This window comes from Thioalkalivibrio sp. ALJ4 (assembly GCF_000377225.1).
Lineage (GTDB): Bacteria > Pseudomonadota > Gammaproteobacteria > Ectothiorhodospirales > Ectothiorhodospiraceae > Thioalkalivibrio.
This window is the reverse complement of record NZ_KB897917.1, coordinates 363,972-390,195: the sequence shown is the minus strand read 5'-3', so window position 1 is coordinate 390,195 and position 26,224 is coordinate 363,972. Positions and strand designations below refer to the sequence as shown.

Here is a 26,224-nt window from a genome sequence, read left to right as displayed (position 1 = left end):
CGTTTTCGGTCCCGTCGGCATCCACACGGGACGGCCCTGCAGCGTATTCGAGGAGACGGGAGCATGAACGAGACCAACCCCATTCGATCCGCCCTGATCACCGGTAATTCCAGTGGTTTTGGTCTTGGCCTGACGCGTGTCCTGATGCAGCGCGGCGCGAGCGTGCGCGGGATGAGCCGCAGGGGATGTCCGGAATCGGGTGTGGCGGCTGACGAGCGAGCGGATCTGTCCGATTTCGATGCCGCCGCCGCTGCGATGGAGCGTCTGCTCGAAGGGGTCGACGAGCTGGATCTGGTGATCCTGAACGCCGGGCTGCTTGGCCATATGCAGCGCATGCAGGACGCCTCGATGGACGAGCTGCGCCTGCTGATGGATGTGAACACGTTCGCCAACAAGATCATTCTGGACGCCCTGCTGCGTCGCAACGTGCGCGTGGGGCAGATCGTGGCAATCTCGTCCGGGGCCTCGGTGTCGGGCCACGCGGGCTGGAGCGGCTACTCGCTGTCCAAGGCCGCGCTGAACATGATGATGCAGTTGTACGTCCACGAGTTTCCCGAGGACACCGCGATCAACGCTCTGGCCCCCGGGCTGATCGACACCGCGATGCAGGACTATCTATGCGATGAGGCCGACCGCGAAGCCTTCCCGGTGCTCCAGCGGTTGAAGGCAGCGCGTGGCACCGAGACCATGCCAACGCCGGAGAAGGCCGCCGAGGCCGTGCTGGCGGTGCTGCCGCGCCTGCGCCAGACGACGCGCGGGAGTTTTGTGGACATCCGGCAGCTGGACTGAGGTAGCCGCAACGCCGTGCGCGCGGTTCAGTCAGCGTCTCCCTGGCAGGAGGTATTCCAGCCGAACCTCCTGAATGTCACGTAAATTTCTCGGAGGGTGGTTGGCTTTTGCCGGAATGCAGGCGTATAGTCGTGATCGTGGTCTGCGGATGAACGGCAACACTAGGAAGTTTCTAGTTTCTGAACCAGTGCTCCCGTTGATCTGTTGGCAGCATCCCGCGACCACATTTGTTAGTTACATTTAAGAGGTTACAAGTTGTGAATACTGGTGTTGTTAAGTGGTTCAACGAGAGCAAGGGTTTCGGTTTCATCACCCCCGATGATGGCGGCAAGGACGTGTTTGTGCACTTCTCCGCGATCAGCGGTTCGGGTTTCAAGACCCTGGCCGAAGGCCAGAAGGTCTCCTTCGAAATCCAGGAAACCGCCAAGGGCCTGGCCGCCGGTGAAGTGACCGCCCTGTAAGGCGCACTTCCCAAGGCTGACGACCCCTCGCGGGTCGTCCAGGAAAGGTCGCCTCCGGGCGGCCTTTTTTGTGTCTGCGTTTCCGTTATTGCGAGGCGTCGAATAACTCCCAAACAGGGCCGGCGCACGCCCTTTTGAACGCTGCGCACGGCCGGGCGTATTCGATGTGCAGTACACTGCCGGCCTTTGTGCATGGACCCGCGCTGCCCGCGATGAACCGCCTGTTCCGCTCCACCGCCGTTGTCAGTGGCATGACCATGATCTCGCGGATCATGGGCTATCTGCGCGACATGGTGCTGGCGGTTACCTTCGGCGCCGGGGCCGCGACCGACGCCTTCTTCGTCGCCTTCCGCATCCCCAACTTCCTGCGCCGGCTGTTCGCGGAAGGCGCGTTCAACCAGGCCTTTGTACCGGTGTTCGCGGAGTTTCGCGAGAAGCGCGGTCGCGAGGCCCTGCGCGACTTGCTGGATCACACCGCCGGCACGCTGATGGCTGTGGTTTCGGTGGTCACGCTGATCGGCATCCTGGCCGCGCCGCTGCTCATCTGGGTGTTCGCCCCGGGGCTCGCCACGCAGGAAGAGGGGCGCCAGGATCTCGCCGGGCAGATGCTTCGCATCACCTTCCCCTACCTGCTGTTTATATCGCTGACCGCGATGGCTGCGGGGATCCTGAACAGCATCGGGCGCTTCGCGGTCCCCGCCTTTACCCCGGTGTTCCTGAACCTGGCGCTGATTGTCGCCGCACTGTGGCTGGCGCCGATGTTCGCGGAGCCGATCGTCGCGCTGGCCTGGGGCGTGTTCATCGCGGGTGCCTTGCAGCTCGCCTTCCAGATCCCGTTCCTTTTGCGCGCGGGGCTGTTGCCGCGGCCGCGTTTCCGTCGTGCACACGAGGGGGTGCGGCGCATCGTCAAGTTGATGCTGCCGGCCATCCTCGGGACCTCGGTCGTGCAGATCAACCTGCTGGTGGACACCCTGGTGGCCTCGTTCCTGGTGGCCGGGTCGATCTCCTGGCTGTATTTCGGCGACCGCTTCGTGGAGCTGCCGCTCGCGCTGTTCGGCATCGCGATCGGTACCGTGATCCTTCCGCGCCTGGCGCGGCAGTACAACCAGGCCGATCCGGCCGCGTTCGGGCGCACGCTGGACTGGGCGCTGCGCCTGGCGATGCTGGTGGCCCTGCCCTCGATGGTCGGCCTGATCGTGCTCGCCGTCCCGATCCTGGCCACCTTGATCCAGTATCAGGCCTTTACCCAGTGGGACACCTACATGGCCGCGATGGCGCTGGCCGCGTATGCGCTGGGTCTGCCGGGCTTCATCCTGATCAAGGTGCTCGCCCCGGGGTTCTTCGCCCGCCAGGACACCAAGACCCCGGTGAAGATCGCGATCATCGCGATGCTCGCCAACATCGTCCTCAACGGTGCATTTGTGCTGCCCTGGTACCTGTCCGGTATCCCGGGCGCGCACGCCGGACTGGCGCTGGCTACCTCGGCCTCCGCCTACATTAATGCGGGTCTGCTCTATCGCGGGTTGATCCGCGAGGGGATCTATCAGCCGGGGCCCGCGCTGAGGCGTCTGCGTGCGGGGCTGCCCGTCGCGCTCGGGGTGATGGTCCTGGTGCTGGCTGTTCTCTCGCCATCATTCGGGCAGTGGACGGACTGGACGGTGAGCACGCGCCTGTTCGCACTGACCGGCTTGATCACCGCCGGGGCCGGCGCGCTGATCCTGACGCTGCTGGCCGCAGGGCTTCGGCCCCGACACTTCCTGTTACGGGAGGCGAGCGAATGATGCCGGGACTTTGCCTGGCGGGTTATACTTGCGGTTTTGCTCGGGATCGGGGCGATGCGGCTGATTCGCGGCCTGGGGCCGTCCGACAGCAGGGCTTCCACGGCAGCGGCCGTGCATGGCGCGGTGGTGACCATTGGCAACTTTGATGGTCTGCATCGTGGCCATCAGGCTGTTCTGGGGCGCCTGCTCGAGGCGGCGCAGGATCGCCAGGCGCCGTCAGTCCTGATGACCTTCGAGCCGCTGCCGCGCGAGTACTTCGGCAGCCGGCCCGAGGCCCCGGACCCGCCCGGGCGCCTGCAGCGCCTGCGCGACCGCCTGATCACGCTGGGGGATACCGCGCTCGAGGCCGTCTGGATCCTGCGCTTCGATGCGAAACTGGCCGGCCTGTCGGCGACCGCCTTCATCGAGGAGGTGCTGCACCAGCGCCTCGGCGCGCAGCATGTACTCGTTGGGGACGACTTTCGCTTCGGCCGCGGCCGCGAGGGGGACCAGGCCCTGCTGCGCCGCGAGGGCGAGCGCCTCGGCTTCAGTGTCGAGGGCACCCCGACGGTCGCGGATGCCGAGGGCCGGATCAGCAGCACCCGGGTACGCGCGGCGGCGCTGGACGGCGACTTCGCGCGCATGGCCGAACTGCTGGGGCGGCCCTACCGGTTGCACGGGCGGGTCGCACATGGCGACAAGCGCGGCCGCACGATCGGTTTCCCCACCGCGAACCTGCGCATGGGGCCCTGGCCTCTGGCGCTGCGCGGGGTCTACTCCGGCTGGCTGCGCCGTGCATCGGGCGAGGCCCTGCCGGCGGTCGCCAATATTGGCTGGCGTCCGACGGTGGCGGGCACCGAGCAGCGTCTGGAGGCGCACGTGCTTGAGGGCAGCCCCGACCTCTACGGCGAGGCCGTGTGCTTCGAACCGATCGCGCGGGTCCGCGGCGAACAGCGCTTCGAGGGGCTGGACGCCCTGTGCGCGCAGATCGCACTCGATGTCGAGACCGCCCGCGCGCAACTCTCCGAACACGACTGAAACCGGCCCGCAGGGCCGATCCGGAAAACATCATGGCACGCAAACCGGCACCGCCGAATCCCTACAAGGACACCCTCAACCTGCCCGAGACCGCCTTTCCGATGCGCGCCGGCCTCGCCCAGCGCGAGCCGGAGTGGCTGGAGGCGTGGAAGGCGGAGGATCGCTACCACCGTCTGCGCGAGCACTGCGCCGGGCGCCCCCGCTTCGTGCTGGCCGATGGCCCGCCCTATGCGAACGGTTCGATCCATGTCGGTCACGCGGTCAACAAGGTCCTCAAAGACATTATCGTCAAGAGCCGCACCCTGTCGGGCTTCGACGCCCCCTACGTGCCGGGCTGGGACTGCCACGGCCTGCCGATCGAGCTGAAGGTCGAGCAGAATCTGGGCAAGGCCGGCCGCGACGTGGACGCCGCGACCTTCCGCAAGGCCTGCCGCGAGTATGCGCAGGAGCAGGTCGACGGCCAGAGCACGGACTTCCAGCGCCTCGGCGTGCTGGGCGACTGGGACCATCCCTACCTGACGATGGATTACCAGGTCGAGGCGGACACCGTCCGCGCGCTGGGTCGCATCTTCAAGCGCGGCCATGTGCAGATGGGCGAGAAGCCGGTGCACTGGTGCGTGGACTGCGGCTCGGCCCTGGCCGAGGCCGAGGTGGAGTACGAGGACAAGATCTCGCAGGCGATCGATGTGCGCTTCCGCGTGGTCGACGACATCGACTTCCTGCGCCGTTTCGAGGGGGCCAAGGACTCGCGCGGCCCGATCAGTGTGGTCATCTGGACCACCACGCCCTGGACGCTGCCGGCCAACCAGGCCGTGGCCCTGCACCCGGAGCTGGACTACGCGCTGGTGCAGCTGGACAACGAGCGCCTGTTGCTGGCCGAGGCCCTGGTCGAGGACTGCCTGGCGCGCTACTCGCTGGGCGAGGGGGCCGTGGTCGCGCGGGTCAAGGGTCAGGCCCTGGAGGGCCTGATGCTGCAGCACCCGTTCCTGGAGCGCGAGGTGCCGCTGATCCTGGGTGACCACGTAACCACCGAGACGGGTACGGGCGCGGTGCACACCGCCCCCGGACACGGCCAGGAGGACTACGCGGTCGGCCTGAAGTACAGCCTGCCCGTGCACAACCCGGTCGGTCCAGATGGCCGCTTCCTGCCGGATACCCCGCTGTTCGCCGGCGAGAACGTGCACCAGGCGAACGGCCATGTGATTGACGTGCTGAAAGAGCACGGCGCGCTGGTCGTGGCGGTGAAGTTCGAGCACAGCTATCCGCACTGCTGGCGGCACAAGACGCCGATCATCTTTCGTGCCACCCCGCAGTGGTTCATCAGCATGGAGCGCGCCGAGCTGCGCGCGGACGCGCTGAAGGCGATCGCCGAGACCCGATGGATGCCGAACTGGGGCGAGGCCCGCATCCACGGCATGGTGGTGAACCGCCCGGACTGGTGCATCTCGCGCCAGCGCAACTGGGGTGTGCCGATCCCGTTTTTCGTTCACCGCGAGACCGGACGGCTCCACCCGCACACCCCGGAACTGATCGAGATGGTGGCGCAGCGCATCGAACAGGCGGGTATCGAGGCCTGGTTCCAGCTCGATCCGAAGGAGCTCCTGGGCGACAAGGCCGATGACTACATCAAGCTGAACGACACCCTGGATGTCTGGTTCGACTCCGGTGTGCTGCACAGCACGGTGGTGGAGAAGCGCCCGGAACTGGGCGGGTTGCCGGTAGACCTGTTCCTGGAGGGCTCGGATCAGCACCGCGGCTGGTTCCAGTCGAGCCTGCTGACCAGTGTCGCGATGCGTGGCGAGGCCCCGTACCGGGCAGTGCTCACCCACGGCTTCACCGTGGACGAGAAGGGCGAGAAGATGTCCAAGTCGCGCGGCAATGTGGTCGCGCCGCAGGAGGTCGTCTCCACCCTGGGCGCGGACATCCTGCGCTTGTGGGTCGCCGCGACCGACTTCTCCGGCGAGATGGCGATCTCCAAGGACATCCTCGACCGCACGGCCGACGCCTACCGCCGTATCCGCAACACCACGCGCTTCCTGCTGGGCAACCTGAACGGCTTCGATCCCGCCGAGCATGCGCTGGAGCTGGACGAGTTGCTGCCGCTGGATCGCTGGATTGTGGCGCGGGCCCTGCAGGTGCAGGAGCAGGTGACGAAGGCCTACGACGACTACCTGTTCCACCAGATCTACCAGCGCGTGCACAACTTCTGCTCGGTGGAGCTGGGGTCGTTCTACCTGGACGTGATCAAGGACCGCCAGTACACCACGCAGGCGGACTCGCGCGCGCGGCGCTCCGCGCAGACCGCGCTGTACCACGTGGCCGAGGCCCTGACCCGCTGGGTCGCCCCGATCCTCACCTTCACCGCCGAGGAGATCTGGCAGCTGCTGCCGGGCGAGCGTCCGGACAGCGTGCTGTTCGCCACCTGGTACGAGGGCCTCGCCCCGTTGCCAGAGGGTGCCGAGTTCTCCAGCGCGGACTGGGACGGCATCCTCGAGGTGCGCACGCATGTCGCCCGCGCGCTGGAGATTGCGCGCAACGAGCACGGCATCGGGGCCTCGCTGAATGCCGCGATCGAGGTCTACCTGCCGGCGGGTTCCGCCGCCCATGGGCGCCTCGCGCGTCTGGAGGACGAACTGCGCTTTGTGCTGATCACCTCCGAGGCCCGGCTGGTGGACGGAGCCGCCCCCGAGGGGGCGCATACCGCCGAGCTGGAGGATGGCACCGCGATTGGCGTGGTCGTCCACAAGAGCGAACACGCCAAGTGCGTACGCTGCTGGCACCGCCGGCCGGACGTCGGCCAGCATGACGCCCACCCCGAGTTGTGCGGGCGCTGTGTAACCAATGTGGAGGGCCCGGGCGAGACCCGGCGCTTCGCCTGATGGGGCTGGCGCAATCGGGTCTGCGACCGGGGCTGTTGATTGCGGTCGTGGTTGCGCTGCTGGACCAGGTCACCAAGTGGTGGGCGGAGAATGCCCTGACCCTGTACGCGCCGGTCGAGGTGACCTCGTTTTTCAATCTCTCCCTGGTCTATAACCCGGGCGCTGCGTTCAGTTTCCTGGCCGGTGCAGGGGACTGGGGGCGCTGGTTCCTGTCCGGCGTGGCGGTCGTGATCGGGTTGCTGATCCTCTGGTGGCTGGCACGGCTGCCGCGCCAGGCGCGCTGGTCGGTCACCGCCCTGGGGCTGGTGCTGGGCGGCGCGGTCGGCAACCTGATCGATCGCATCGCCCATGGCCGGGTGATTGATTTTCTCGATTTCCACTGGGCCGGTTATCACTGGCCGGCGTTCAATGTGGCCGATATGGCCATCGTCGTCGGCGCGATCACTCTGATCGTGGCAACTTTTATTGAAGGCGACCACAGCGGCTCGCCGACGGATTCGCGGGGGTAAGGCATGACAACGGTAACCAAGGGCGCGACGGTGGAGATGCACTACCGCCTGATCCTGGACAGCGGCTTTGTCGTGGATGGCACCGACGAAGAGACCATCCGCCTCGAGGTCGGGGCGGGCGAGATCCTGCCGGGGCTGGAGGACCTGCTGGTGGGTCTGGAGCCTGGCGATCACCGGGAATTTGCGATCGAGGCCGGGGCCATGTTCCCGTTGCGGGACAATGCGGCGGTGCAGACGATGCCCCGTTCACAGTTTCCGGCGGACATGCCGCTGCAGAAAGACTACATTTACGAATTCACCAGCCCGTCGGGGGATGCGGTCCCGGGCCGCATCGAAGAGGTCGGCGACGAGAGCGTCACCGTGGACTTCAATCACCCCCTGGCCGGGCAGTCGTTCACCTTCGAGGTGGATGTGGTATCGGTTAGCGAACCTCAATAGTTCGCGGGAGCCACTATGAGTATGCAGGTCCAGCTCGCCAATCCGCGCGGTTTCTGCGCCGGGGTCGAGCGCGCCATCGAGATCGTCGAACGCGCGCTGGAGATCTACGGCGCCCCGCTCTATGTCCGTCACGAGGTGGTGCACAACCGCCATGTGGTCGGGCGCCTGGAAGGGGCCGGCGTGAAGTTCGTCGAGGAGCTGGACGAGGTCCCTGACGGCCAGGTGGTGATTTTCTCCGCCCACGGCGTGCCCAAGCGCGTGCAGCAGGAGGCGGAAAACCGCGGCCTGACGGTGTTCGACGCGACCTGCCCGCTGGTGACCAAGGTCCACCTCGAGGTGGCGCGCTATGCCCGCGAGGGTCGAGAAGTGGTGCTGATCGGCCACGCCGGCCACCCCGAGGTCGAGGGGACGCTCGGCCAGTTCGATGACTCCCAGGGCGGGCGCATGATGCTGGTCGAGACCGTCAAGGATGTCGCCAGCCTCGAGGTCGCCAACCCCGACCGCCTCGCCTTCGTCAGCCAGACCACGCTGTCGATGGACGACACCGCCGAGATTATCGACGCCCTGACCGCGCGCTTCCCGAAGATCGAGGGTCCGCGCAAGATGGACATCTGCTATGCGACCCAGAACCGCCAGGATGCCGTGAAGGATTTGGCGAAACAGTGCGACCTGCTGCTGGTCGTCGGCTCGAAGAACAGTTCGAACTCCAATCGCCTGGCCGAAATCGGTGCCCGCCTCGGCATCGAATCCTATCTGGTCGACGGCGCGTCGGACATCGACACCGACTGGCTTCAGGGCAAGCAGCGTATCGGCGTGACCGCCGGCGCCTCCGCCCCCGAGGTCCTGGTCAACGAGGTGCTGGACTTCCTGCGTGCCCAGGGGGTCGAGGCGGTCTCCGAGCTGTCCGGTCGCGAGGAGACCGTCACCTTCTCCATTCCCTCCGCCCTGCGCCGCGAATCCGCCTGACCCGGGACCGTTATCGCGGGGCGTGCCGCGCCGTGGCGATTTCCGCATGGGGTCCCAGTGCCGGATCGGCTATGCTCGGCGCTGCACCCCGCTACCCTTCGTGATCCCGAGACACGCATGATGGAACGCCCCCGCTTTCGCCTCAGCATTCGCTGTCCTGACCAGCACGGGATCGTCTCCCGCATCGCGGCGGCCATTGCCGATACCGATGGCTGGATCACCGAGGCTGCCCAGCACACCGACGACGAGGCGGGCTGGTTCTTCATGCGCTGGGTATTCTCGCTGCCGGCCGAAGGCGAGGCCCTGCTCGAGCAGCGGCTGGCCTCCCTGGCACCCGAGCTGCGCATGGACTGGTGGCTGAACAACGCCGACACCCGTCCACGAGTCGTGCTGCTGGCCTCGCGCGAGCCGCATTGCCTGAGCGACCTGCTCGCGCGCTGGAGCGCCGGCGAACTGGAGATGGAGATCCCCGCGATCCTCTCCAACCACCGCGACCTGGAGCCGCTGGCCGCCTGCCACGGTATCCCGTTCGAGCACATCCCGGTGCCGAAGGTCGATCGCGAGGCCGCCTTCGCTACGCTCCAGGAACGCCTGGCGGCCCTGGCACCGGAGACCATCGTGCTCGCCCGCTATATGCAGATCCTCCCGCCGGGACTGTGCGCGGAATACCCCGAGCGCATCCTCAACATCCACCACAGCTTCCTGCCCTCGTTCGTCGGCGCCCGCCCCTATCACCAGGCCTTCGCCCGCGGGGTCAAGCTGATCGGCGCGACCTGCCACTATGTGACCGACGAGCTGGACGCCGGCCCCATCATCGAGCAGGACGTCACCCGCATCCGCCACGACGACGGTGTGCAGGATCTGATCCGCAAGGGACGCGACGTCGAACGCTGGGTCCTCGCGCGCGGCCTGCGTTATCACCTCGAGGGCCGCGTCCTCACCCACGGCAACAAGACCGTCGTCTTCGACTGACGACCGCCGGCCGGACCCTTCCTGTGCCGGTATCCGGCTGTTCAATCCAGCGGCTTGTTCACGAAGATTGAACAGACCCAACGCCGTCCTCTGCACCGCAGCGCCCCCGGCGCGACGCCGGGTGGAAACCTCGCGCGCGGCCGGAAGCCGTGCGGGCCTTCCCACCGACCGAAACGGCCCGGAAGCACTGCAAAACTTGGCACCATGCTCATCAGGGAGCCGGGCCGGAGGGCCTGGAAGCATGGTCGCCGGCGTCCCGCGCGGAGGCTGGTCATGCACAATAGCGCCCGGCAAGCCGTATCCAGTCCGGCAGTCCACTGAAGGTCGTGCTCGACTGTCCGGCCCTTGAGCCCGCACTCCCAGAGCAAGAGGATCCCCCAGCCGGCATTCAGCGGCGCTTCGCGGGTGCGGCGATCGCGTTCAACGTTGGCGGCGCATCTCCCAAAAGCGCCCGATCTGCTCGGCGCCCGCCGTCAGGGTCGGTTCGTTACGCAACTGGGTGTCCCGGCCCGGGGCACATCGGAACCGATCAACCGGTGCACCTCCTTAACAGCACATGAGAACCGCCCTTGGTCGCGAGGTAAACCGGCCATGAAGGTGGTCTACTTGCCCCCGCGTATAGTCAAATTGAAGCGCTGCAAAAGAGAGCCCCGCCGGCCGGCTCGGCGAAATGCGGCTCAATGCTCATAGCATTATGGATCGAAAGAAGACTGTTTCAATTCCGACAGCATCGGTCGCTATTGCCACTGAGCACTGACCTTCGGCCAGGATGATCACCAGTAGCCCTTACGGCCATCGCGATCACCCGGTTCGAAGTGGGTGTATGGCCCGACCTGCTCGCCGCCCGAGTAGTCCGCATATCGCTCCAGGCTGCCATCGTCACGGAAGTGATACCGCCGACCCTCAATGCGACCCTCCCGATAGGACTCTTTTCGCCGAACGTAACCGTGCTCGTTCAAGACCCCCCATTCACCAACCCGGTTACCCGCATCATCAAACCGACCCTCGCCAAGCTCCTGGGCCCAACCGTCTCTGTAGCGCCACTCGCCCACCGAAACACCGCGATCGTAGGCCCCCCACTGCAGGCGTTCGCCCGATTTGCTTTCGAGAACCCACTGGCCATGCCGATGCCCCTGATCGTCGTAGCGGCGGGTCAACACGCCCCCTTCTTTCGGCTTCTGCCAGGTCCCCACCCGCTGTCCGTCCAGCCGCTCTCCCCGGGTTTTAACGGCTCCTTCGTCATCGAACAGCCTGATCGAAGCCCAGTTGCCGGTGTAGGTCTCGATCACCTCTTCCACCAGTTCCTGCTCGCTAAACCGGCGAATGCGGCTGCCCGGGCCATGGGGCGTATCCCAGGGTTCCACCTTACGGGTCAATTCACCGCTATCGTCATAACGGCGCTCCACCACAAGACGGCCCTGGTCGTAAAGCCGGAAGGCCACCTTGTCACCGTCTTCGTTATAGCTTCGCCACTCACCTACACGTTGGTCCGCCTCGTACTGCCCCTCCTCGGCGAGTACGCCATTGTCATGGAAACGCTGGTGCTTGCCCTCCCTGTCTCTCGCCTGATAATGGCTCTGGGGCAGGCGCTCGGCCTCATGGTGGTGACCCTCGTTTTGAGCTGCGGGCTGGTCATCGGCAACGGCGAGGGACGGGGCACCGGCAAGAAGGACGGCGGCAAGCAGGACGGCGCCCAGCCGGGTTTGGATGCCATGTTTCATGATCAGGGTTCCCTTCGCCTGCTTGTTCACGGAAGCGGCGGCAGCTCGCTGGTCCAACGACGGTCGAGGGTTTCATCGCGGGCCACGCGCTGTTCGACACCCACGGCCTCTCCCATCACCCTGATGTAATGCTCCTCCTCCAGGTAGGCTGACAGGCTGGCCTCTGCCAATCCGCCTGCCAGCTCTTCCCGGCCATTGGGCAACACCCCCAAGGCCTCCCCCTGGGCGTCCAGGAAACGGTAATCGGTGAGGAGTGTGCGCATGGCGAGATCCTCATCGAACTCGTCACCAAGAAGCGCGCGCAGGTCCACCATCCAGGGGCGGTCATCCAGAGCGTGCCGGACAGGCACCCATTCGTCGCCGCCGCGGCAACGCAACCGCGACTCGACCTCCAGGTCGTAGAAGTACTGGTGATGTCCATCTTCGGTGCGCAGGGTGTAACGCTGCCTGTGCGGCAACTGCACGCCCTCATCACCGGACCACCAGGTGCTCCTCTCCGGCGTCCAGACCAGGGCGCGTCCCTGAACCTGCGCATCGTTCTCCACGGTGAGCCGACAACGGAGCTGCTGATCGCCGCTGAGCACCACATGCAGCTGATTGCTTTCTTCTCCGAAAGGCACCGGCTCACCGCCCGGGTCCGACAGCCGCCCGTCTGCCGAACCGAAGTCCTCTTCGGTCTGGTGGAAGAGAGGCCTGGAGCCGGGGGGTGGGACATCCAGGTCTGCCAGGCGCTGCTCCCGGGTCATGTAACGCAGCGAACGGGTGAAGGCCGGCTCATCCGCATGGCTGTAAACGGGCAAGGTCAGCTGCTCCGGCGGTTCGTCGAAGGCGAGATGGAAGCTGACCCGCTGGTATTCATGGCGTATCGAATCCAGCATCACAGCCTCCTCGAACCCGAACCATTCTGGCAAGGCATCGGGCTCGGTCCTCAGCAGCATTCCTCTTGCACCCGGAGCCGGGCTGATCCACCAGGGATAGAGCTGCCCCGGCCCACCCCAGTAGTCCACCCGGTACTCGCCGGCGGCATCCAGGGCCGTCACCTTGAACCGCGCTCCGCCTGTCTCGACCTCGCGGGTTTCGGCCTCGTCATCAAGGCTTATTTCAACTTCATGTACCGTGACCGGGTGCCAGGCGGCCTCCGCCTGGATTGCCTCGACCGCCTGAAGCCGGTCGGTCATATCCTGCCAGCCCAGCGGATGGAGGGTATGCACGGTGCTCATTCGCCGAGAATCATCGAACCCGTACTGCATCGTCGGCGGCGAGGAATGAACCGCCAGATCCACCTCGTCTCCGTGCTTGTCCAGCAACCGCAGGCCGGAAACCCGCATCTGACCGAACGTCTGGACGCTTTCCGGGTTGATCAGGTGTTCGAGCTTCAGCTGAAGCTCGCGACCGTTGTCGCGGTCGAGCACGCCGATATCGGAGGGCCAAACTTCATCGGCACTGGCCGCTGCGTCCTCTGTGGCAGCGCCATAAGGCTCCCATAGCTCTGCCAACTCCGGCTCGAGGCCGGCATTGTGTCGGGCCAGGTCAAACATTCCTGGCAAGTCATGCTCCCAGCCCTCCGGCACCATGGCCAGGCTTTGCCTGACACGTCCGCTGAACCGGTCCTCTTCCATGTCCGTCTCGGACACGGCGAACAGGCGCTCCATCCATCCGGTCTCCCGGTCGAGCACCATCACGCCAAAGACCCTGTCACCCTGTCGCTCCGCCTCCACCAACACGGTGACGTGACTGTCGGACACCTCCGCAACCGTGACGCCCAGTTCAGGCCATTCGCCCCATCCGTCCATGGTGAGTTCGGCACCCTCCTCCGCCGGCAAGGCGGTAAGGAGCCCGGGCTGCCCAAGCTGCTCCTCCAGATCACCCATGACCTCGGAGATATGGGGATGCTCCTCCTCGAACTGGGCCCAGAGCTCACCGTCGGCGGCCCGGAACCCGGTCATTCGCCCTTCTTCGGGGTCTAGATCCGCCAGGAAGCCTGCAGACATGATGTCCCCAAGCACCGACAGGTCGCGGGAGCCCACCTCAACACTACTGAACAGAGGGCCACGGCCGTCCCCGGCCATGAAGTAGAGCGGGATCGTGCGGATGACCAGACCGGCGCCACCTTCCTCGACCCGGTATCTCACCAGCATCTCGGTCGTTAACTGCTCAGTCTGGTTACCGAACGGTGACTCGACGTCGGCTTCGACCAGCTGGACCACCTGGAAGGTACGCTCGTCGCCGGCATCCGGCTGGAAGCGGACCTTGTCATCATCGAAGGGATTACACGCGGCGAGCAGACCTGCGCACAGCACGGGCAGGGCATAACGGTACTGCATTCGAAGTCCCTTTCAGTTGTCGTTTCAGCACCGCTTGGGTTGCGGCATATTGGTTCGGGCTCCAAATGGTACTCGTAGTGCCATGTGTCAATGCACCGACAAAACCAAGGCTTATTCAGCGCTTTTGAACGGGATCACTTTTCCGTCCGTGGTGTCACCGCCCTTGGCGCTCCGACACCCGCCAACCCCGTTCATCCTTGCCGAGAACGGGACCTCCTCGGTAAAGGACGCTCCCTGTGGATACGCACCTGGATGCCGCCAATCGTGATCGTCTGTTCGAGGAGCATGCCAGCCTGCTGGATCGCAAAGACTTCGACTAAGCGGAAGCCGGGGCGCACATCCTCGGTGCGGACCTGGCTTCGCTTATGGCACCGGCGCCCCGGGCCAGTGCGATCGAAATCCTGGCACGGGAGACAGCACCAGACGGACCACTCCAGCTTGCCGGCATCAGCCTTCCGCAACCGGTAAGGCCCACGCCGAACGACCCAGTGGTGTGGGCCGCGACGTGGAACGCTGGGCCCTCGCCCGCGGCCTGCGTTATCACCTCGAGGGCCGCGTCCTCACCCACGGCAACAAGACCGTCGTCTTCGACTGACCGCCTAGTCGGGGCTGAGTCTGGCCCTCCTTCTTGCCGCCGCACGGCTGAGTTATTGCATGCCCGCAAGGCCCGTCGGGCCGTGCTCTGCGCGCTATTCTCTAGAGGGTTGGCAACAGGGCTGGAGGGCGCGGCATGTGGGGATGGGGACACCTTCTTGGGGGCCTTCGATGGCCCGTTCGTTACCGGCGCCCGCGGGCCCCGTTGTGGATGGCGATACCGCTTGCGCTGCTCGCCCTGGTAGTTGGGCCGGGCCCCGCGCTCGCCGATCCGCTGCCCGATACGGCCGAGCGGGTGAAGGCCTCGGTGGTGAGTATCGCGACCTATCAGCCCACCCGCAGCCCGCGCGCCCAGTACCTCGGGACCGGCTTTGTGATCGACGATGGCCGTCTGGTGGTCACCAACGATCATGTCCTGCCCGGGAGTCTGGACCAGGGCAACCGCGAAAGGCTGGTGGTGGTCAGTGGCCAGGGTCGGGACAACACGATCCATCATGCCGAGGTCGTGGCCCGTGCCGCGAGCGATGACCTCGTCCTGTTGCGCATCGCCGCGCCCTCCCTTCCCGCGCTGCAACTCGGCAACTCCAGCCGGGTGCGGGTCGGAGAAGAGGTCGCGTTCACCGGCTACCCCATTGGCATGATCCTGGGGCTGTACCCGGCCACGCATCGCGCGGGCATCTCGGCGATGACCCCGATGGCGATCCCGGCGCGCCGTGCCGCGGAGCTGGATGACAGCCGCATACGCGCCCTGCGCAATGCCCCGCCAATGGTCTTCCAGCTGGATGCCACGGCCTACCCGGGCAACAGCGGCAGTCCCCTGTACCGCAAGGACACCGGCGAGGTGATCGGAGTAATCAACCAGGTCTATGTCCAGGGCGGGCGGGAAGCGGCCGTGCGCAATCCGAGCGGGATCACCTACGCCATCCCATCGGACCGTATTCGCCCCCTGCTGGAACAGTACCGCTCGCGGGCGGGCGATTGATTCAGTGACCCCTAACCGTGCTGTTCCGGCTGCGGCTGGGCTGTGGCCGTCTCCGGTTTCTCGGCGAGAAAGGCCTTGTGGAACAGGTGTCGCGCCAAAAGGCCGGCCGGCATCTTGAGCCAGTGCCCACGCAGAAACAGCATGCCCCGTGCGACCGCATCGCGGCGCGGGGTGACCGAGCCGGCGCGCGTGTGCAGCCCGTGCACGAACGCCCAGCGGCCAAGTCCCCGCAGGGCAATGCCCGCGCGTGCCCGGGCCAGCCGTTTCACGGGCTCGGGCGGGATCTCGGTCAGCAGTAGTCGGTTCGTGGCCCACAGCGCGCGTTCCGCCATCCAGGCGATGTTCAGGGCCTCGGCTTCCGCGACGAAGTGTTCCCAGAAGGCGTCGCCGTCACGTGCACTGAAATGGCTGAGCAGCACATGGATGTCGTAGAGGTCGCGCAGGCCCCGATCCCATTCCGTCTCCGAGAACAGGTGCACGATTGCGTGGAGTACCAGATGCGCCGGACACAGGATCCGGAAGCGGAAGGGTTCCGGGAGCGCCTCGCTTTGCTGCCGCAGGCGGGCGGGATCGGGATGGCCGCGGAAGGTCTCCGGCAGGATGTTGTGGTGCAGGTCCAGCGTGGTACCCCGGTGCTGGTGCACCAGTGGAGGCAGTTCGTGCATCCACTCGCGGTAGTAGCGCTGGTCGTAGACATTGTGATGCGTGCCCGACCAGCCCTCGAAGAACAGGAGCTTCTCGGCCCGTTCCACCTCGTTGCGGGGAAAGAGCAGGTCGATGTCGTTGGCCAGCCGTCCACGCGCATTCGGCAGCCCGGCGGCCAGGTAGGCCGCCCCTTTCAGCGCGACACCCGGACTCATCCGCGAGAGCAGCCCGTTGTCCAGGCGGCGCAGTTCCCAGGCCAGGGCCTGCGAGCGGTGCTCGGCGATCAGGGCGGCGCCCCAGAGGTGGCTGGCCACCGGTTCCGGCAGGCCGTCCGCCAGGCCCGCGTCGTCCGCGAGGTGCCAGAGCGTACCCAGCAGGGCGCTCTCGCGCGCGGCCGCTAGTAGCGGGGCCCATTCGGCCGTCGTGCGCTCGGCCATGCTCTCCGGCCGTGCCAGGGCCAGGCGCAGTGCGGTGTCAGCGTCCATCGGCCAGCCTGTTGAACTGCTCTATAGCCTCGTCCAGACGGCTGTAGGAAAAGTCGAAGCATGCGGACTGTTCGACCAGTCGTCCGGCGCTGTGAAAGCCTCGTGCACCGAGGGCGGCGTAATTGAAGGCATTGGCGATCAGCTGCATGAACCCGGAACCCGCCGTGCGCGGTTTCAGCTGGGTAGAGGCTCCTGGCTGGTAGTGCGGGAACACGATCCACCCGGGCCGGGCGGTCTCGTGACTGCGGCGCACGGCATCCGTCGGCGGGCGCATGTGTGCCACGGCGCCCTTCAGCGTGTCCGCGATCGGTGTGCTGAGAACCGCCGAGGGGCAGGCATCGCGGATTACGCGGATCGAGTCGTTTTTCAGGCTGACCGGCCGCGCGGGTCCGGAAACCTCACTGGAGGCCAGGTCCACCAGTACGGACTCGTCCGTCAGCAGGCGCCATCCGTGATGGGCCAGGGCTGCGCAGAGGGTGCTTTTCCCGGAGCCCGGCGGCGCGGGCAGGATCAGGGCCTTCCCGTCGCGTTCCAGGGCGGCCGCGTGCAGCACCAGTCGATGCGGCACCTGGTTGGCGATGCACCAGTTCAGTCCCCATTCGAGCATCGGATAGGCCTGGTGGTAGGCCAGGGGCTTGAAGACGCTGCGACGGTCGGCGAGAAACAGGACCTGGGGCCGATAGAAGCGGCGGTGGGAACGCGGCGCGCGCAGCTCGCAGTGGAAGTCGTAGAAACTCGAGTGGTCGGCTACTTCGAAGTCCCGGTACAGCGACTCGATACCCCGGACCACGCTGGCGATCGGGCTCTGGATGCGGCTGGTGAAGGGGCCAGTGCGCAGATAAAGGCCACGGCCCGTCAGGCTGCGCTGGAGCCGGGCCTGTCCCAGATCTGCGATCCGCATCAGGGGTGTTCCCGGATCAGATCGGCCGTTTGCAGGTTGGACAGCCAGCGCCCCAGTTCGGCCACCGCGTCCTTCTCCGACAGGCCCAGGTGCCGAGCCAGGGTGGCCTCGTCCATCGCCGCGCCCTCGGCCAGACCGTCCATCAGTGCGGCGGCCGCGGGTGTCAGCAGGTGGGTGGTACCGGCCCCGGGGTGAAACACCACGCACTCCTGCCCCAGGGTGCGCTGCTGCAGCCCGTCAGTCCGTTGCCACCTGCGGCGCGACATATTGTTCCCCCTGGGTTCCGGTCATTACGGCGGCCATTACGGAATGAATGGCTCAGGCGGACCCCCAGCTCGGGAGGCCCATGGTGTTCTCCAGGAACCGATACACCTGCTCGGGGTACAGGCGGTCGCCGCCATCGGTCTCGTAGTGGCCATGCTCCAGGGTGTCGGTGACGATGTCCCGGACCAGGCGTTCGGAGAGCGGGTACCCGTTGGTGTATCGGGCATTCAACAGTGCGGCGGTCCCGTAGCGGATCACTTCGCGTTCGGCGGCCCCCTGCACATCCAGCACGAACACCGAAGCGGAGACGGCCCCGATCATGGTGAGATCCCCCTCCTCTTCCTGGAAGCCCCGGCTCACGCCCGGGAAGCCGTAGTTCGAGTCGAACAGGACGCCGGACTCCACCGCCAGCCGCCATTCCGGATGGCTGTGGAAGGAGGCGCTGTTGAACAGCTGACCGCCGCCACGGCCCTGGGCACTTACATTTCGCGAAAGACTGGCATGCGTCGGGTCATAGCCCCCGCTCCAGTAGTCGGGGGAGTGGCCGCCGCAGTCCTGGGGCCCGTCGTGGCGCGACACATTGCCGGACGCCCAGCCCGAGGGCATGCAGTTCGCACCGGCCGCCTTCAGCGGCGAGGCATGCAAGGTCATCAGCAGGGGGGTGGCCCCGAGCATCGCCCGGCTCAGGCGACGCCGATTGCGGCCGTGCGTACCCAGCCCCTCCTGGCGCTGGCTCGAGTCCTGGTTGTCGTTTTGTTCCATCGTGTCCCTCCATAATTTTCGGGACCGGGCGTTGGCTGGAGCGGTATCGCGCCTAGGGAGACGCGGACAATCCAGACTCCTGGTTTGATACTAGTCCGGGTGACCCGGGGCCTCGCATTCCGTCGCGATATTTATTACTGCCGCACGCATTCGCCGCGACAACCAAAACACAGAGCAATATCTATACCCCAAATCAACAACGATGTAATCGGCTGTTTGGAAGGCTTTTTCTCATACCAAGGGTCCGCCGTGGGCTTTTCTGAGAAGTTATTTGTAAAAGGCGCTGACAGTTGTCGTCGTTCGCCAATACCGGCACACCCGGGGACACGCAGAAGTGTCACCCCCTTTTACATTCAGCCTTTGCGTGCACGCAGGATGAACGAGTGACACAACCGCTGCGCGATCCACGGCGATCCCTGCCAAATGGTCCTGGCCCAGCGGCTTTCGGCCGGGCCCTGGAGCTTATGCAGCCGGCCCGGGACCAGGGGCAGCCAGTAACACGCCAGCGGCTGCAGGCCGGCCGCCCGCGCGGCCGCCTGCAGCGAGTCGGGCGCCTCGTAGCGCAGATGAGGTGCCTTTCCGGCCCGGACCCGTCGGCGTTCCTGCAGCACGGTGGGCCATGTCCTGGCGTTCAGCGCATCCACCCAGATCTCGCCGCCGGGGCGCAGCACGCGATGCATCTCCGCGAGTGCCGGGCGCGAGTCGGCCAGCGCCTGCATCACCCCGAAACAGAGCACACCATCGAACTCGCCATCGGCGAACGGCAGGCGGTGGACATCCGCCGCCAGCCAGTCGATCGACGCGGGGCTGCGCTGCCGTGCCTTGTGCAACGACGGGGCGGAGTAGTCCAGCCCGATCGGGCTGCGCCCTTCGGCTTGAAGCAGCCGGGTATAGGTGCCGGCCCCGCAGCCGATATCGAGCCATCGTGCCCCTTCGGGACGGGCCTGCTGCCAGAGCGACTGGAACTGGCGTATCCGGCTGGCCAGCCCGGTGGGCGTCCAGCCCGCGATGGCCGCGTCGTCGTCGCACTGGCTGCCGCGCTGGGTAAAGCGCTGGCGCCAGCGCTGCTCAAAACTGGAGTTCGTCACGTTCGTTTTCCCGCCTGGCTGGCTCGTTGATGACTGTAGACCGCCCAGCCGTGACTGGCGCCGAACCGAATGGCCGGGCCCGGGTGCGGCTCGTGGTACTGGTTTCGGTAGCAAGGCGCGTCAGGAAGTGCAGCGCGGTCGTCATGCCCCAGGCGGCCGCCGTGGCCAGGACCAGGCTGGCCGGGTCGGGCCGCAGCCCCACGACCAGCAGCTTGCCGCCTTCCATCAGCAGCGCCACGAGCAGCCCGCCGAGGGCGGCCAGCCACTGCAACTGGCGCGGATGCAGCGGGCGCCGGATCTGCGCCAGCCATATCAGTGCGCCCAGCGGCAGATACATGGCCACATGCAGCGCCGCACTGCGCAGGGCCACGGTTTCGCCGACGAAGTAGTGGTAATAGAACGGCCAGAGATTGAGCTGGGCCCACTGTGCCGAGATGGCCGCCGGGTTCCAGTGGTAGGGGCCCAGGTCATGGTTCAGGACCAGCAGTGCCGCCCCGTACAGTGGCGCGGCAACGACCAGGAGCGGGATCGCGGCACGCCGCAGGGCCTGCATCACCTGCGGCGGCGAGAGGTATGCGTACAGGAGCATCCCTGTGACAAACCCGAGGCCCCGCAGCACGGCCGAACGGCCCTCCGCGATCCCCGAGAGCGTGGCAAGATTCAGGGCCTCCAGCAGGATGGCCAGGAGCGCGGCCAGGGTCACCAGGACGGCCCAGTTCGCGGACGGGCGCCCCCTGAGCCCGTACGCGAGCAGGGTCCCGACGGGCACGCTGGCCACCAGTGTCAGGCCCAGCTCCGAGATACAGCGAAGACCGGACGTACAGGCCCCGGTGGCTACCCACAGACCCCAGGCACTGGGGCCGAGACGCTGGCTCCACTCGGCGCTGGACAGGACCAGGTCGAACGGCGCCAGGCCGATCGCGACGTACAGGAGCGCATAGGCGATCAGGACGGCAGGCACGATGACACGGTTTGGGCCTGCGAGCTGGCCTCGCCAGTGCAGCAGCGGTCGGCGCAGTCCCCACCACATCAGGGCCCCGACCACCGCACCGAGAAAATTGCCCGCGATGTCCGCTCCGGCCGGATAGCGATAGGGCAGCCAGATCTGCAGGAACTCCACCGTTGCCGTGGTCGCCAGCCCCAGAAGGGCGACCAGGGCGAGGGCCCCCAGATGCCATACAAGGTGACTGCGGCCATAGGTGAGCCAGGCCATCCAGAAAAAGCCCAGCGGCATGAACATCATGACATTGGCCATGAACTGGGCGCGCCCGCTGGTGCCGGGTCCCTGCAGGCTCATGTCGCGGTAGAGTGACCACGCCTCCTCCAGACCCATCCCGCCGAACTCGAACGGCAGCAACGTCAGGTAGAGGGCAAATCCCAGGGACAGCCACGCCCCGATGACACAGGTCCACAGGGCCAGTGGTTCGCGTCTGCGTGTCATGGGTTGCCGCGCTCGCACATGGTCTAACCTGACAAGGGGGCATACACCGGAGTATGGCCCCTCCAATCGCCAGAGCGCGGGCTGGTTTCGCAGGCCCCGGGCAGGGAGTGCGGTGATGACGGCAGGGCGGTCAATGTTCCACTCGCTTGTGTCCCGGGCATGGGTGCTGGCGGGCGTGATGCTGCTGGCCATGATGACGGCGGGCGCCGACATGCCACGACCGGGCGGGGCGTCCGAGGCCCCCGCAGCCGCGACCCGCGTGCTGCAGACCGACCCGGAGGGATTGCGCCGTGCCGTGCGCCAGCTGCGCCCTGGCGATCATCTTCAGCTCGCCCCGGGCGAATATGCCGACCCGCTGGTGTTGCGGGGCATTAGCGGGACGGCCGAGCGGCCGATCGTGATCACCGGCCCGGGTTCGGGAGACCCGGCCATCCTCCGCGGACGTTCGGGCAGCAATACCATTCGCCTGATCAATGCCGCGCACCTGGTGATCCGGCACCTGACCCTGGAGGGGGGCGGGCACAATATCGCCGGGGTCGTAGTCGAGCACGACAGTGAATATGCCCACGACATCACCCTGGAGCACCTGACCATCCGCGGCTACGACCGTTCGCAGGGCAACAGCGGCATCACCACCCGAGCCGCCGCCTGGAACTGGACCATCCGCCACAACGACATTCGCGATGTCGGTACTGGCATGTACCTCGGGCGGCCCGATGGTACGGGGCCGTTTGTCGCGGGCCTGATCGAGCACAACTTTATTGGTCGTACCCTGGGCTACAGCATGCAGATCAAGCACCAGCGTCCGCGAACCCCGCGCGCGGGGATGCCGACCGAACCCCATGCCACCATTATCCGCCACAACGTGTTCAGCAAGGCGGAGCGCGCGAGCAGCGGCCATCGCGCGCGGCCCAATCTGCTGGTGGGACACTTCCCGCCCGAGGGGCCCGGGCAGCACGACTGGTACTGGATCTACGGCAACCTGTTCTACCAGAACCCCCACCAGCGCCTCTTTCAGGGCGAAGGCCGCCTGGCTCTGTACAACAACCTGTTTTTCAACGATGCCGGCAGTGCCCTGATCGTGCAGCCGCACAACCACATCCCGAAGGATGTCCTGATCGTCCACAACACCGTGGTCGCACGAGAGTTCGGGATACGACTGGTTCCCGGCGATCGGCGCTATGAACAGGTCATTGCCGGGAATGCGGTCTTCGCCGACCCCGCGATTGATGCCGCGCGCACGGCGCAAACGGAAATCAACCACGAGGCCGGCTTCGAACGGGCTTCGGCCTACCTGGTGCGCCCGCGCGGGCCGCTTGCGGAGCTCGATCTGTTCCCGCTGGAAGGGATGCCGGGGTACGAAGGTTTGCCCGAGTTCCAAAGTCCTCTACCTCCCGGTCTGGGTCGCGACTACAACGACCGCGATCGCAGTCAGCCCCGATTCGGGGCCTACGCGGGCGGCTACGAGGCCAATCCGGGGCGGCGCGAAGGCGTCGGGCCGGCAGCCCGGTAGCGGCCCGCGCGGTCACAGGCGCAGGTCGCTGGCCTCGCGAGGGAAGACCGATTTCACATCGAACAGGACCGCTTGCGGGTGCGCGAGTGCACGGATCGCTTCCACTCCCATGTCCAGGAACGCCTGGTGGGGCACCGCCACGATGATGGCGTCAAACGAGTCCGCCTCGGGAGGCGCGGTGATCGGGGTGATGCCGTATTCGTGCTCGGCCTCCTCCGGGTCGACCCAGGGATCAAACACGACGACCTCCGTGTTGTACCCGCTCAGCGTATGGTAGATGTCCATCACGCGCGTATTGCGCAGGTCCGGGCAGTTTTCCTTGAAGGTCAGGCCCATCAGCAGGATGCGCGCCCCCACCGGATTGATCCCCTTGCGCACCAGTGCGCGGATGGTCGCGTCCGCGATGTGCGCCCCCATCGCGTCATTCACGCGGCGCCCAGCCAGGATCATCTCCGGGTGGTGCCCGACGGCCTGGGCCTTGTGGGTCAGGTAGTACGGGTCCACCCCGATGCAGTGCCCGCCCACCAGCCCGGGCCGGAACGGCAGGAAGTTCCATTTGGTCCCGGCGGCCTGCAGGACCGCTTCCGTATCGAGGCCCAGGCGCTCGAACAGCAGCGCCAGCTCGTTGATCAGGGCGATGTTCACGTCGCGCTGGGTGTTCTCGATCACCTTGGCGGCCTCGGCCACGCGGATGCTCTCGGCCTTGTGCGTACCGGCCGTGATGACGCGCGCATACAGGGCATCGACGAAGTCCGCCACCTCCGGCAGCGAGCCCGAGGTGACCTTCTTGATGGAGGTGACCCGGTGTGCCTTGTCCCCGGGGTTGATCCGCTCGGGGCTGTAGCCGGTGAAGAAATCCTCGTTGTGGGTCAGTCCGGATTCCCGTTCCAGGATCGGGACGCAGTCTTCCTCCGTCGCCCCCGGATAGACCGTCGACTCGTAGATCACCACGTCACCGCGCTTGAGCACCTGGCCCACGGTATGGGTGGCCCCGAGCAGGGGGCGCAGGTCCGGTCGGCGGTGGGCATCGATCGGCGTCGGCACGGTCACCACGAACACATTGCACGCGCGCAGCGCCCCGAGTTCCGTGGTGTAGTCCAGCTGCGTCGCGGCAGCGAGATCTTCCGGCTCGACCTCGCGGGTGCGGTCGATGCCGTTCTTCAGGTCCTGGATGCGGCCGGGCTGGATGTCGAATCCCAGGGTCGGCCAGACCCGGCCGAACTCGACCGCCAGCGGCAGCCCGACATAACCCAGTCCGATAACCCCGAGGCGAATCTCTTCCGATGAGGGGAGTGCATGCATGAGTGAGGGCTCTTCCGTGCAGCGAGTTGAGTGGCAGGGCGTCTCACCAGGTCAGTGCCTTTTGCGCCTGGGAAGCCACGGTATTGCGAGCTTAGGCACAACATGGATGGCGGGACAATGATGAAAAATCTGCACAAATTTCGTCCTTTCGTCCTATGCCCATTTCCCTCAATTCGAACTACATTGGGCGCTAATGCCCCAGCCAAACCGGCGTGTCGGGGGGTCGACGGGATCTCTATATGTCTACAGATTCGCAATGCGACATCCTGTGCGTGGTGGGCGCGCGCCCCAACTTCATGAAGATCGGCCCGGTGATGCGGGCCCTGCAGCAAGCCGAGATACCGGCGCAGCTTGTGCACACGGGGCAGCATTACGACCCGGCGATGAACGAGCGCTTCTTTACCGATCTGCAAATCCCGTATCCCGATATCAACCTCGAGGTGGGTTCCTGCTCGCATGCCGTGCAAACGGCCGAGGTGATGATGCGTTTCGAGGGCGTGCTGGACCGTGTGCAGCCTCGCGCCATTCTCGTGGTGGGCGATGTGAACTCCACGATTGCCTGTGCCCTGGTGGCGGCCAAGAAGGGGGTCGGGGTCATCCACGTGGAGGCGGGGTTGCGCAGCTTCGATCGCAGCATGCCGGAGGAGGTGAACCGGGTGCTCACCGACCAGATCTCGGATCTGCTGTTCATCACCGAACGCCACGCCCGCGACAACCTGGCGCGCGAGGGTATCGCCCCCGATCGGGTGCACTTTGTCGGCAACGTGATGATCGATACCCAGCTGTACAACCTGGACCGTGCCGTACCGTGGCAGGAGACCCTGCGGGCGGCCGGGATGGAGGCCGATACGTTTTCCGACAGCGGGGCCTACGGCGTGCTGACCCTGCACCGCCCCTCCAACGTCGATCATGCACCGGTGATGGAGCGTCTGGTCGACAGCCTGGTGACCATCGCCCGGGAGCTCCCGCTGGTATTCCCGCTGCACCCCCGCACCCAGGCCCGTCTGCAAGGTTTCGGGCTGGAGTCTGCGCTGCGCGAGGCACCGATCGCCGTGCTGCCGCCGGCCGGCTATCTGGAGATGCTGGGACTGATGAAGGATGCCCGTGTCGTGCTCACCGACTCCGGCGGTATGCAGGAGGAGACCACCGCCCTCGGGGTGCCCTGCATCACCCTGCGCGAGAACACGGAACGCCCGATCACGATCGATGAAGGTACCAATATTTTAGTAGGCAATGATCCGCAACGACTGATGGAGTCTTTCCGCGAGGTCATGGACCATGGGGGCAAACAGGGGCGCATCCCGGAGTACTGGGACGGCAATGCCGCAGAACGCATCGTGGCCGTCGTGGCTGACTGGCTGAATCACGCAAGAAAATCCTGACCGGTACGTTCGCGCTCCCCCGACCGACGCCCCGAGCGGGTTCAGGAGATCGTGCGCATGCTGCGAGTACCGCTGTCCATGCTGTCGCCGCAAGGCCGGCGCGCACGCCTGACGATCCTCGCCTATCACCGCGTGCTGGCGGACCCCGACCCGCTGCGACCGGAAGACCCGGTGGCCGAGACCTTTCGCTGGCAGATGCGCCTGCTGGCGAGGGAGATGAACCCGCTGCCGCTGGACGAGGCCATCGAGCGCCTGCAGGAAGGCCGGCTCCCCGCCCGGGCCGTAGCGGTCACCTTCGACGATGGTTATGCCGACAACGCGGAGATCGCGTTGCCGATCCTGCGCGAGGAGGGGGTGCCGGCAACGTTCTTTGTCGCCACCGGCTATCTGAATGGCGGCTGCATGTTCAACGACATGCTGATCGAAACGGTTCGCCGGATTCCCTCCATGGCAGTGGACCTGGCCCCGGAGGGACTGGGCACGCGTCCACTGGAGTCCATGGCGCAGCGCCGCGCCACGATCCACGCCCTGATCGGGGCCCTCAAATATCGGCCGCTGGCCGAACGCAGCCGTCGCGCCGAGGCGTTGGGCGCGCGCTTCCACATCATGCCCCCCGGCGACCTGATGATGACCGATGACCAGGTTCGCGAGCTGGCCAATGCCGGCATGGGGATCGGCGGGCACACGGTCCTGCACCCGATTCTGGCGGAGACCGATGCGGAGACCGCGCAGCAGGAAATTGCGGAGGGCAAGGCCGAACTCGAGGCCCTGGTGGGGCGTCCCGTGCGCCTGTTTGCCTATCCCAACGGTCGTCCCGGCAAGGACTATGCGCCGGAGCATGTCGAGATGGTGCGTGCCAGTGGGTTCGACGCCGCCGTATCAACCATGGCCGGTGCCGCCGGCCGCGACACGGATCCGCTGCAACTCCCGCGTTTTACCCCCTGGGATCGAACACCTCTGCGCTTTGGCCTGCGGCTTGCGCGCAATCTGGCTTCAGCCCACTGAAGG

The 26,224-nt window shown here is 66.2% G+C and carries 22 protein-coding genes and 1 pseudogene; 14 read left to right on the top strand and 9 right to left on the bottom strand.

From position 1 onward, the window contains the following. Positions 1 to 63: 63 nt before the first annotated feature. The 9 genes from C936_RS0101880 (at position 64) to purU (ending at position 9,812) form a co-directional block, all read left to right on the top strand. Complete coding sequence (locus C936_RS0101880) at positions 64 to 789, top strand: SDR family NAD(P)-dependent oxidoreductase (RefSeq protein WP_018139553.1); 726 nt, start codon at positions 64 to 66, stop codon at positions 787 to 789. 257 nt (positions 790 to 1,046) lie between these two features. Further along, positions 1,047 to 1,250 carry a cold-shock protein gene (locus tag C936_RS0101875; RefSeq protein ID WP_012983920.1) on the top strand — a complete coding sequence of 68 codons (204 nt, stop codon included), beginning with the start codon at positions 1,047 to 1,049 and terminating at the stop codon, positions 1,248 to 1,250. Positions 1,251 to 1,462: 212 nt separating this feature from the next. Further along, positions 1,463 to 3,031 (top strand): murein biosynthesis integral membrane protein MurJ, encoded by a 1,569-nt coding sequence (gene murJ / locus C936_RS0101870; protein WP_018139552.1) that lies wholly within the window; start codon positions 1,463 to 1,465, stop codon positions 3,029 to 3,031. A 54-nt stretch (positions 3,032 to 3,085) separates the two neighbouring features. Next, positions 3,086 to 4,048, top strand: a complete 963-nt coding sequence (locus tag C936_RS0101865) for a bifunctional riboflavin kinase/FAD synthetase (protein ID WP_018175044.1) — start codon at positions 3,086 to 3,088, stop codon at positions 4,046 to 4,048. Between the two features lie 32 nt (positions 4,049 to 4,080). After that, the gene (ileS, locus tag C936_RS0101860) at positions 4,081 to 6,927 is read left to right on the top strand and encodes an isoleucine--tRNA ligase (protein ID WP_018139550.1); all 2,847 of its coding nucleotides are present in this window, start codon (positions 4,081 to 4,083) and stop codon (positions 6,925 to 6,927) included. After that, entirely contained in the window at positions 6,927 to 7,436 is a 510-nt protein-coding gene (gene lspA, locus C936_RS0101855; RefSeq protein ID WP_018139549.1) for a signal peptidase II, read from the top strand. Before ileS ends, lspA begins: the two co-directional genes overlap by 1 nt. Before the next feature lie 3 nt (positions 7,437 to 7,439). Continuing rightward, entirely contained in the window at positions 7,440 to 7,874 is a 435-nt protein-coding gene (locus tag C936_RS0101850) for a peptidylprolyl isomerase (RefSeq protein WP_018139548.1), read from the top strand. A 15-nt stretch (positions 7,875 to 7,889) separates the two neighbouring features. Further along, positions 7,890 to 8,840, top strand: a complete 951-nt coding sequence (gene ispH / locus C936_RS0101845) for a 4-hydroxy-3-methylbut-2-enyl diphosphate reductase (protein ID WP_026278799.1) — start codon at positions 7,890 to 7,892, stop codon at positions 8,838 to 8,840. Positions 8,841 to 8,957: 117 nt separating this feature from the next. Further along, entirely contained in the window at positions 8,958 to 9,812 is an 855-nt protein-coding gene (gene purU, locus C936_RS0101840) for a formyltetrahydrofolate deformylase (RefSeq protein ID WP_018175042.1), read from the top strand. Between the two features lie 773 nt (positions 9,813 to 10,585). Here purU and C936_RS0101835 read toward each other — a convergent pair. Beyond that, entirely contained in the window at positions 10,586 to 11,563 is a 978-nt protein-coding gene (locus C936_RS0101835; protein ID WP_018175041.1) for a toxin-antitoxin system YwqK family antitoxin, read from the bottom strand. Beyond that, complete coding sequence (locus C936_RS0101830; protein WP_018175040.1) at positions 11,560 to 13,857, bottom strand: hypothetical protein; 2,298 nt, start codon at positions 13,855 to 13,857, stop codon at positions 11,560 to 11,562. The genes C936_RS0101835 and C936_RS0101830 overlap by 4 nt, the downstream gene beginning before the upstream one ends. Positions 13,858 to 14,353: 496 nt before the next feature. Here C936_RS0101830 and C936_RS14880 point away from each other — a divergent pair. Beyond that, positions 14,354 to 14,452: pseudogene (locus tag C936_RS14880) on the top strand (formyltetrahydrofolate deformylase); the annotation flags it as partial. A gap of 210 nt (positions 14,453 to 14,662) precedes the next feature. Beyond that, on the top strand, positions 14,663 to 15,433 hold the full coding sequence (locus tag C936_RS0101815) for a S1C family serine protease (protein ID WP_018139542.1): 771 nt from the start codon (positions 14,663 to 14,665) through the stop codon (positions 15,431 to 15,433). Positions 15,434 to 15,444: 11 nt separating this feature from the next. Here the strand turns inward: C936_RS0101815 and C936_RS0101810 are convergent, their stop codons facing one another. The 6 genes from C936_RS0101810 to C936_RS0101785 form a co-directional block, all read right to left on the bottom strand. Then, positions 15,445 to 16,563, bottom strand: coding sequence for a nucleotidyltransferase family protein (locus C936_RS0101810; RefSeq protein WP_018175038.1), 1,119 nt, complete (start codon positions 16,561 to 16,563; stop codon positions 15,445 to 15,447). After that, a complete protein-coding gene (locus C936_RS0101805; protein WP_018139540.1) occupies positions 16,553 to 17,464 on the bottom strand; it encodes an HprK-related kinase A in 912 nt (303 codons plus the stop codon). The genes C936_RS0101810 and C936_RS0101805 overlap by 11 nt, the downstream gene beginning before the upstream one ends. After that, positions 17,464 to 17,730, bottom strand: a complete 267-nt coding sequence (locus C936_RS0101800; protein WP_018139539.1) for an HPr-rel-A system PqqD family peptide chaperone — start codon at positions 17,728 to 17,730, stop codon at positions 17,464 to 17,466. Before C936_RS0101800 ends, C936_RS0101805 begins: the two co-directional genes overlap by 1 nt. Before the next feature lie 52 nt (positions 17,731 to 17,782). Then, positions 17,783 to 18,490: a hypothetical protein gene (locus C936_RS0101795; RefSeq protein ID WP_018175037.1), complete on the bottom strand. Its 708-nt coding sequence runs from the start codon at positions 18,488 to 18,490 to the stop codon at positions 17,783 to 17,785. Between the two features lie 353 nt (positions 18,491 to 18,843). Further along, entirely contained in the window at positions 18,844 to 19,578 is a 735-nt protein-coding gene (locus C936_RS0101790) for a class I SAM-dependent methyltransferase (RefSeq protein ID WP_018175036.1), read from the bottom strand. Continuing rightward, positions 19,559 to 21,019, bottom strand: a complete 1,461-nt coding sequence (locus C936_RS0101785) for a VanZ family protein (protein WP_018175035.1) — start codon at positions 21,017 to 21,019, stop codon at positions 19,559 to 19,561. Before C936_RS0101785 ends, C936_RS0101790 begins: the two co-directional genes overlap by 20 nt. Before the next feature lie 133 nt (positions 21,020 to 21,152). Between C936_RS0101785 and C936_RS0101780 the strand changes: the two genes are divergently transcribed. After that, on the top strand, positions 21,153 to 22,532 hold the full coding sequence (locus C936_RS0101780; RefSeq protein WP_018175034.1) for a hypothetical protein: 1,380 nt from the start codon (positions 21,153 to 21,155) through the stop codon (positions 22,530 to 22,532). Between the two features lie 12 nt (positions 22,533 to 22,544). Here C936_RS0101780 and tviB read toward each other — a convergent pair whose 3' ends face one another. Continuing rightward, the gene (tviB, locus tag C936_RS0101775) at positions 22,545 to 23,834 is read right to left on the bottom strand and encodes a Vi polysaccharide biosynthesis UDP-N-acetylglucosamine C-6 dehydrogenase TviB (protein WP_018139534.1); all 1,290 of its coding nucleotides are present in this window, start codon (positions 23,832 to 23,834) and stop codon (positions 22,545 to 22,547) included. Positions 23,835 to 24,073: 239 nt separating this feature from the next. Here tviB and wecB point away from each other — a divergent pair, with 239 nt between their 5' ends. Together wecB and C936_RS0101765 are read left to right on the top strand one after the other, a co-directional pair. Continuing rightward, positions 24,074 to 25,216 (top strand): non-hydrolyzing UDP-N-acetylglucosamine 2-epimerase, encoded by a 1,143-nt coding sequence (gene wecB / locus C936_RS0101770; RefSeq protein ID WP_018139533.1) that lies wholly within the window; start codon positions 24,074 to 24,076, stop codon positions 25,214 to 25,216. A gap of 57 nt (positions 25,217 to 25,273) precedes the next feature. Then, positions 25,274 to 26,221, top strand: a complete 948-nt coding sequence (locus tag C936_RS0101765) for a polysaccharide deacetylase family protein (protein ID WP_018175033.1) — start codon at positions 25,274 to 25,276, stop codon at positions 26,219 to 26,221. The last annotated feature ends 3 nt before the right edge of the window (positions 26,222 to 26,224 follow it).

Bases quoted from the DNA above. Each gene is read 5' to 3' on its own strand.
- C936_RS0101780 (WP_018175034.1), top strand. From the start codon at position 21,153: ATGTTCCACTCGCTTGTGTCCCGGGCATGGGTGCTGGCGGGCGTGATG.
- C936_RS0101850 (WP_018139548.1), top strand. From the start codon at position 7,440: ATGACAACGGTAACCAAGGGCGCGACGGTGGAGATGCACTACCGCCTG.
- C936_RS0101815 (WP_018139542.1), top strand. From the start codon at position 14,663: ATGGCGATACCGCTTGCGCTGCTCGCCCTGGTAGTTGGGCCGGGCCCC.
- C936_RS0101805 (WP_018139540.1), bottom strand. From the start codon at position 17,464: ATGCGGATCGCAGATCTGGGACAGGCCCGGCTCCAGCGCAGCCTGACG.
- ispH (WP_026278799.1), top strand. From the start codon at position 7,890: ATGAGTATGCAGGTCCAGCTCGCCAATCCGCGCGGTTTCTGCGCCGGG.
- C936_RS0101795 (WP_018175037.1), bottom strand. From the start codon at position 18,490: ATGGAACAAAACGACAACCAGGACTCGAGCCAGCGCCAGGAGGGGCTG.
- C936_RS0101880 (WP_018139553.1), top strand. From the start codon at position 64: ATGAACGAGACCAACCCCATTCGATCCGCCCTGATCACCGGTAATTCC.
- ileS (WP_018139550.1), top strand. From the start codon at position 4,081: ATGGCACGCAAACCGGCACCGCCGAATCCCTACAAGGACACCCTCAAC.
- C936_RS0101800 (WP_018139539.1), bottom strand. From the start codon at position 17,730: ATGTCGCGCCGCAGGTGGCAACGGACTGACGGGCTGCAGCAGCGCACC.
- tviB (WP_018139534.1), bottom strand. From the start codon at position 23,834: ATGCATGCACTCCCCTCATCGGAAGAGATTCGCCTCGGGGTTATCGGA.
- C936_RS0101830 (WP_018175040.1), bottom strand. From the start codon at position 13,857: ATGCAGTACCGTTATGCCCTGCCCGTGCTGTGCGCAGGTCTGCTCGCC.
- wecB (WP_018139533.1), top strand. From the start codon at position 24,074: ATGTCTACAGATTCGCAATGCGACATCCTGTGCGTGGTGGGCGCGCGC.
- murJ (WP_018139552.1), top strand. From the start codon at position 1,463: ATGAACCGCCTGTTCCGCTCCACCGCCGTTGTCAGTGGCATGACCATG.
- lspA (WP_018139549.1), top strand. From the start codon at position 6,927: ATGGGGCTGGCGCAATCGGGTCTGCGACCGGGGCTGTTGATTGCGGTC.
- C936_RS0101765 (WP_018175033.1), top strand. From the start codon at position 25,274: ATGCTGCGAGTACCGCTGTCCATGCTGTCGCCGCAAGGCCGGCGCGCA.
- C936_RS0101810 (WP_018175038.1), bottom strand. From the start codon at position 16,563: ATGGACGCTGACACCGCACTGCGCCTGGCCCTGGCACGGCCGGAGAGC.
- C936_RS0101785 (WP_018175035.1), bottom strand. From the start codon at position 21,019: ATGACACGCAGACGCGAACCACTGGCCCTGTGGACCTGTGTCATCGGG.
- purU (WP_018175042.1), top strand. From the start codon at position 8,958: ATGATGGAACGCCCCCGCTTTCGCCTCAGCATTCGCTGTCCTGACCAG.
- C936_RS0101865 (WP_018175044.1), top strand. From the start codon at position 3,086: ATGCGGCTGATTCGCGGCCTGGGGCCGTCCGACAGCAGGGCTTCCACG.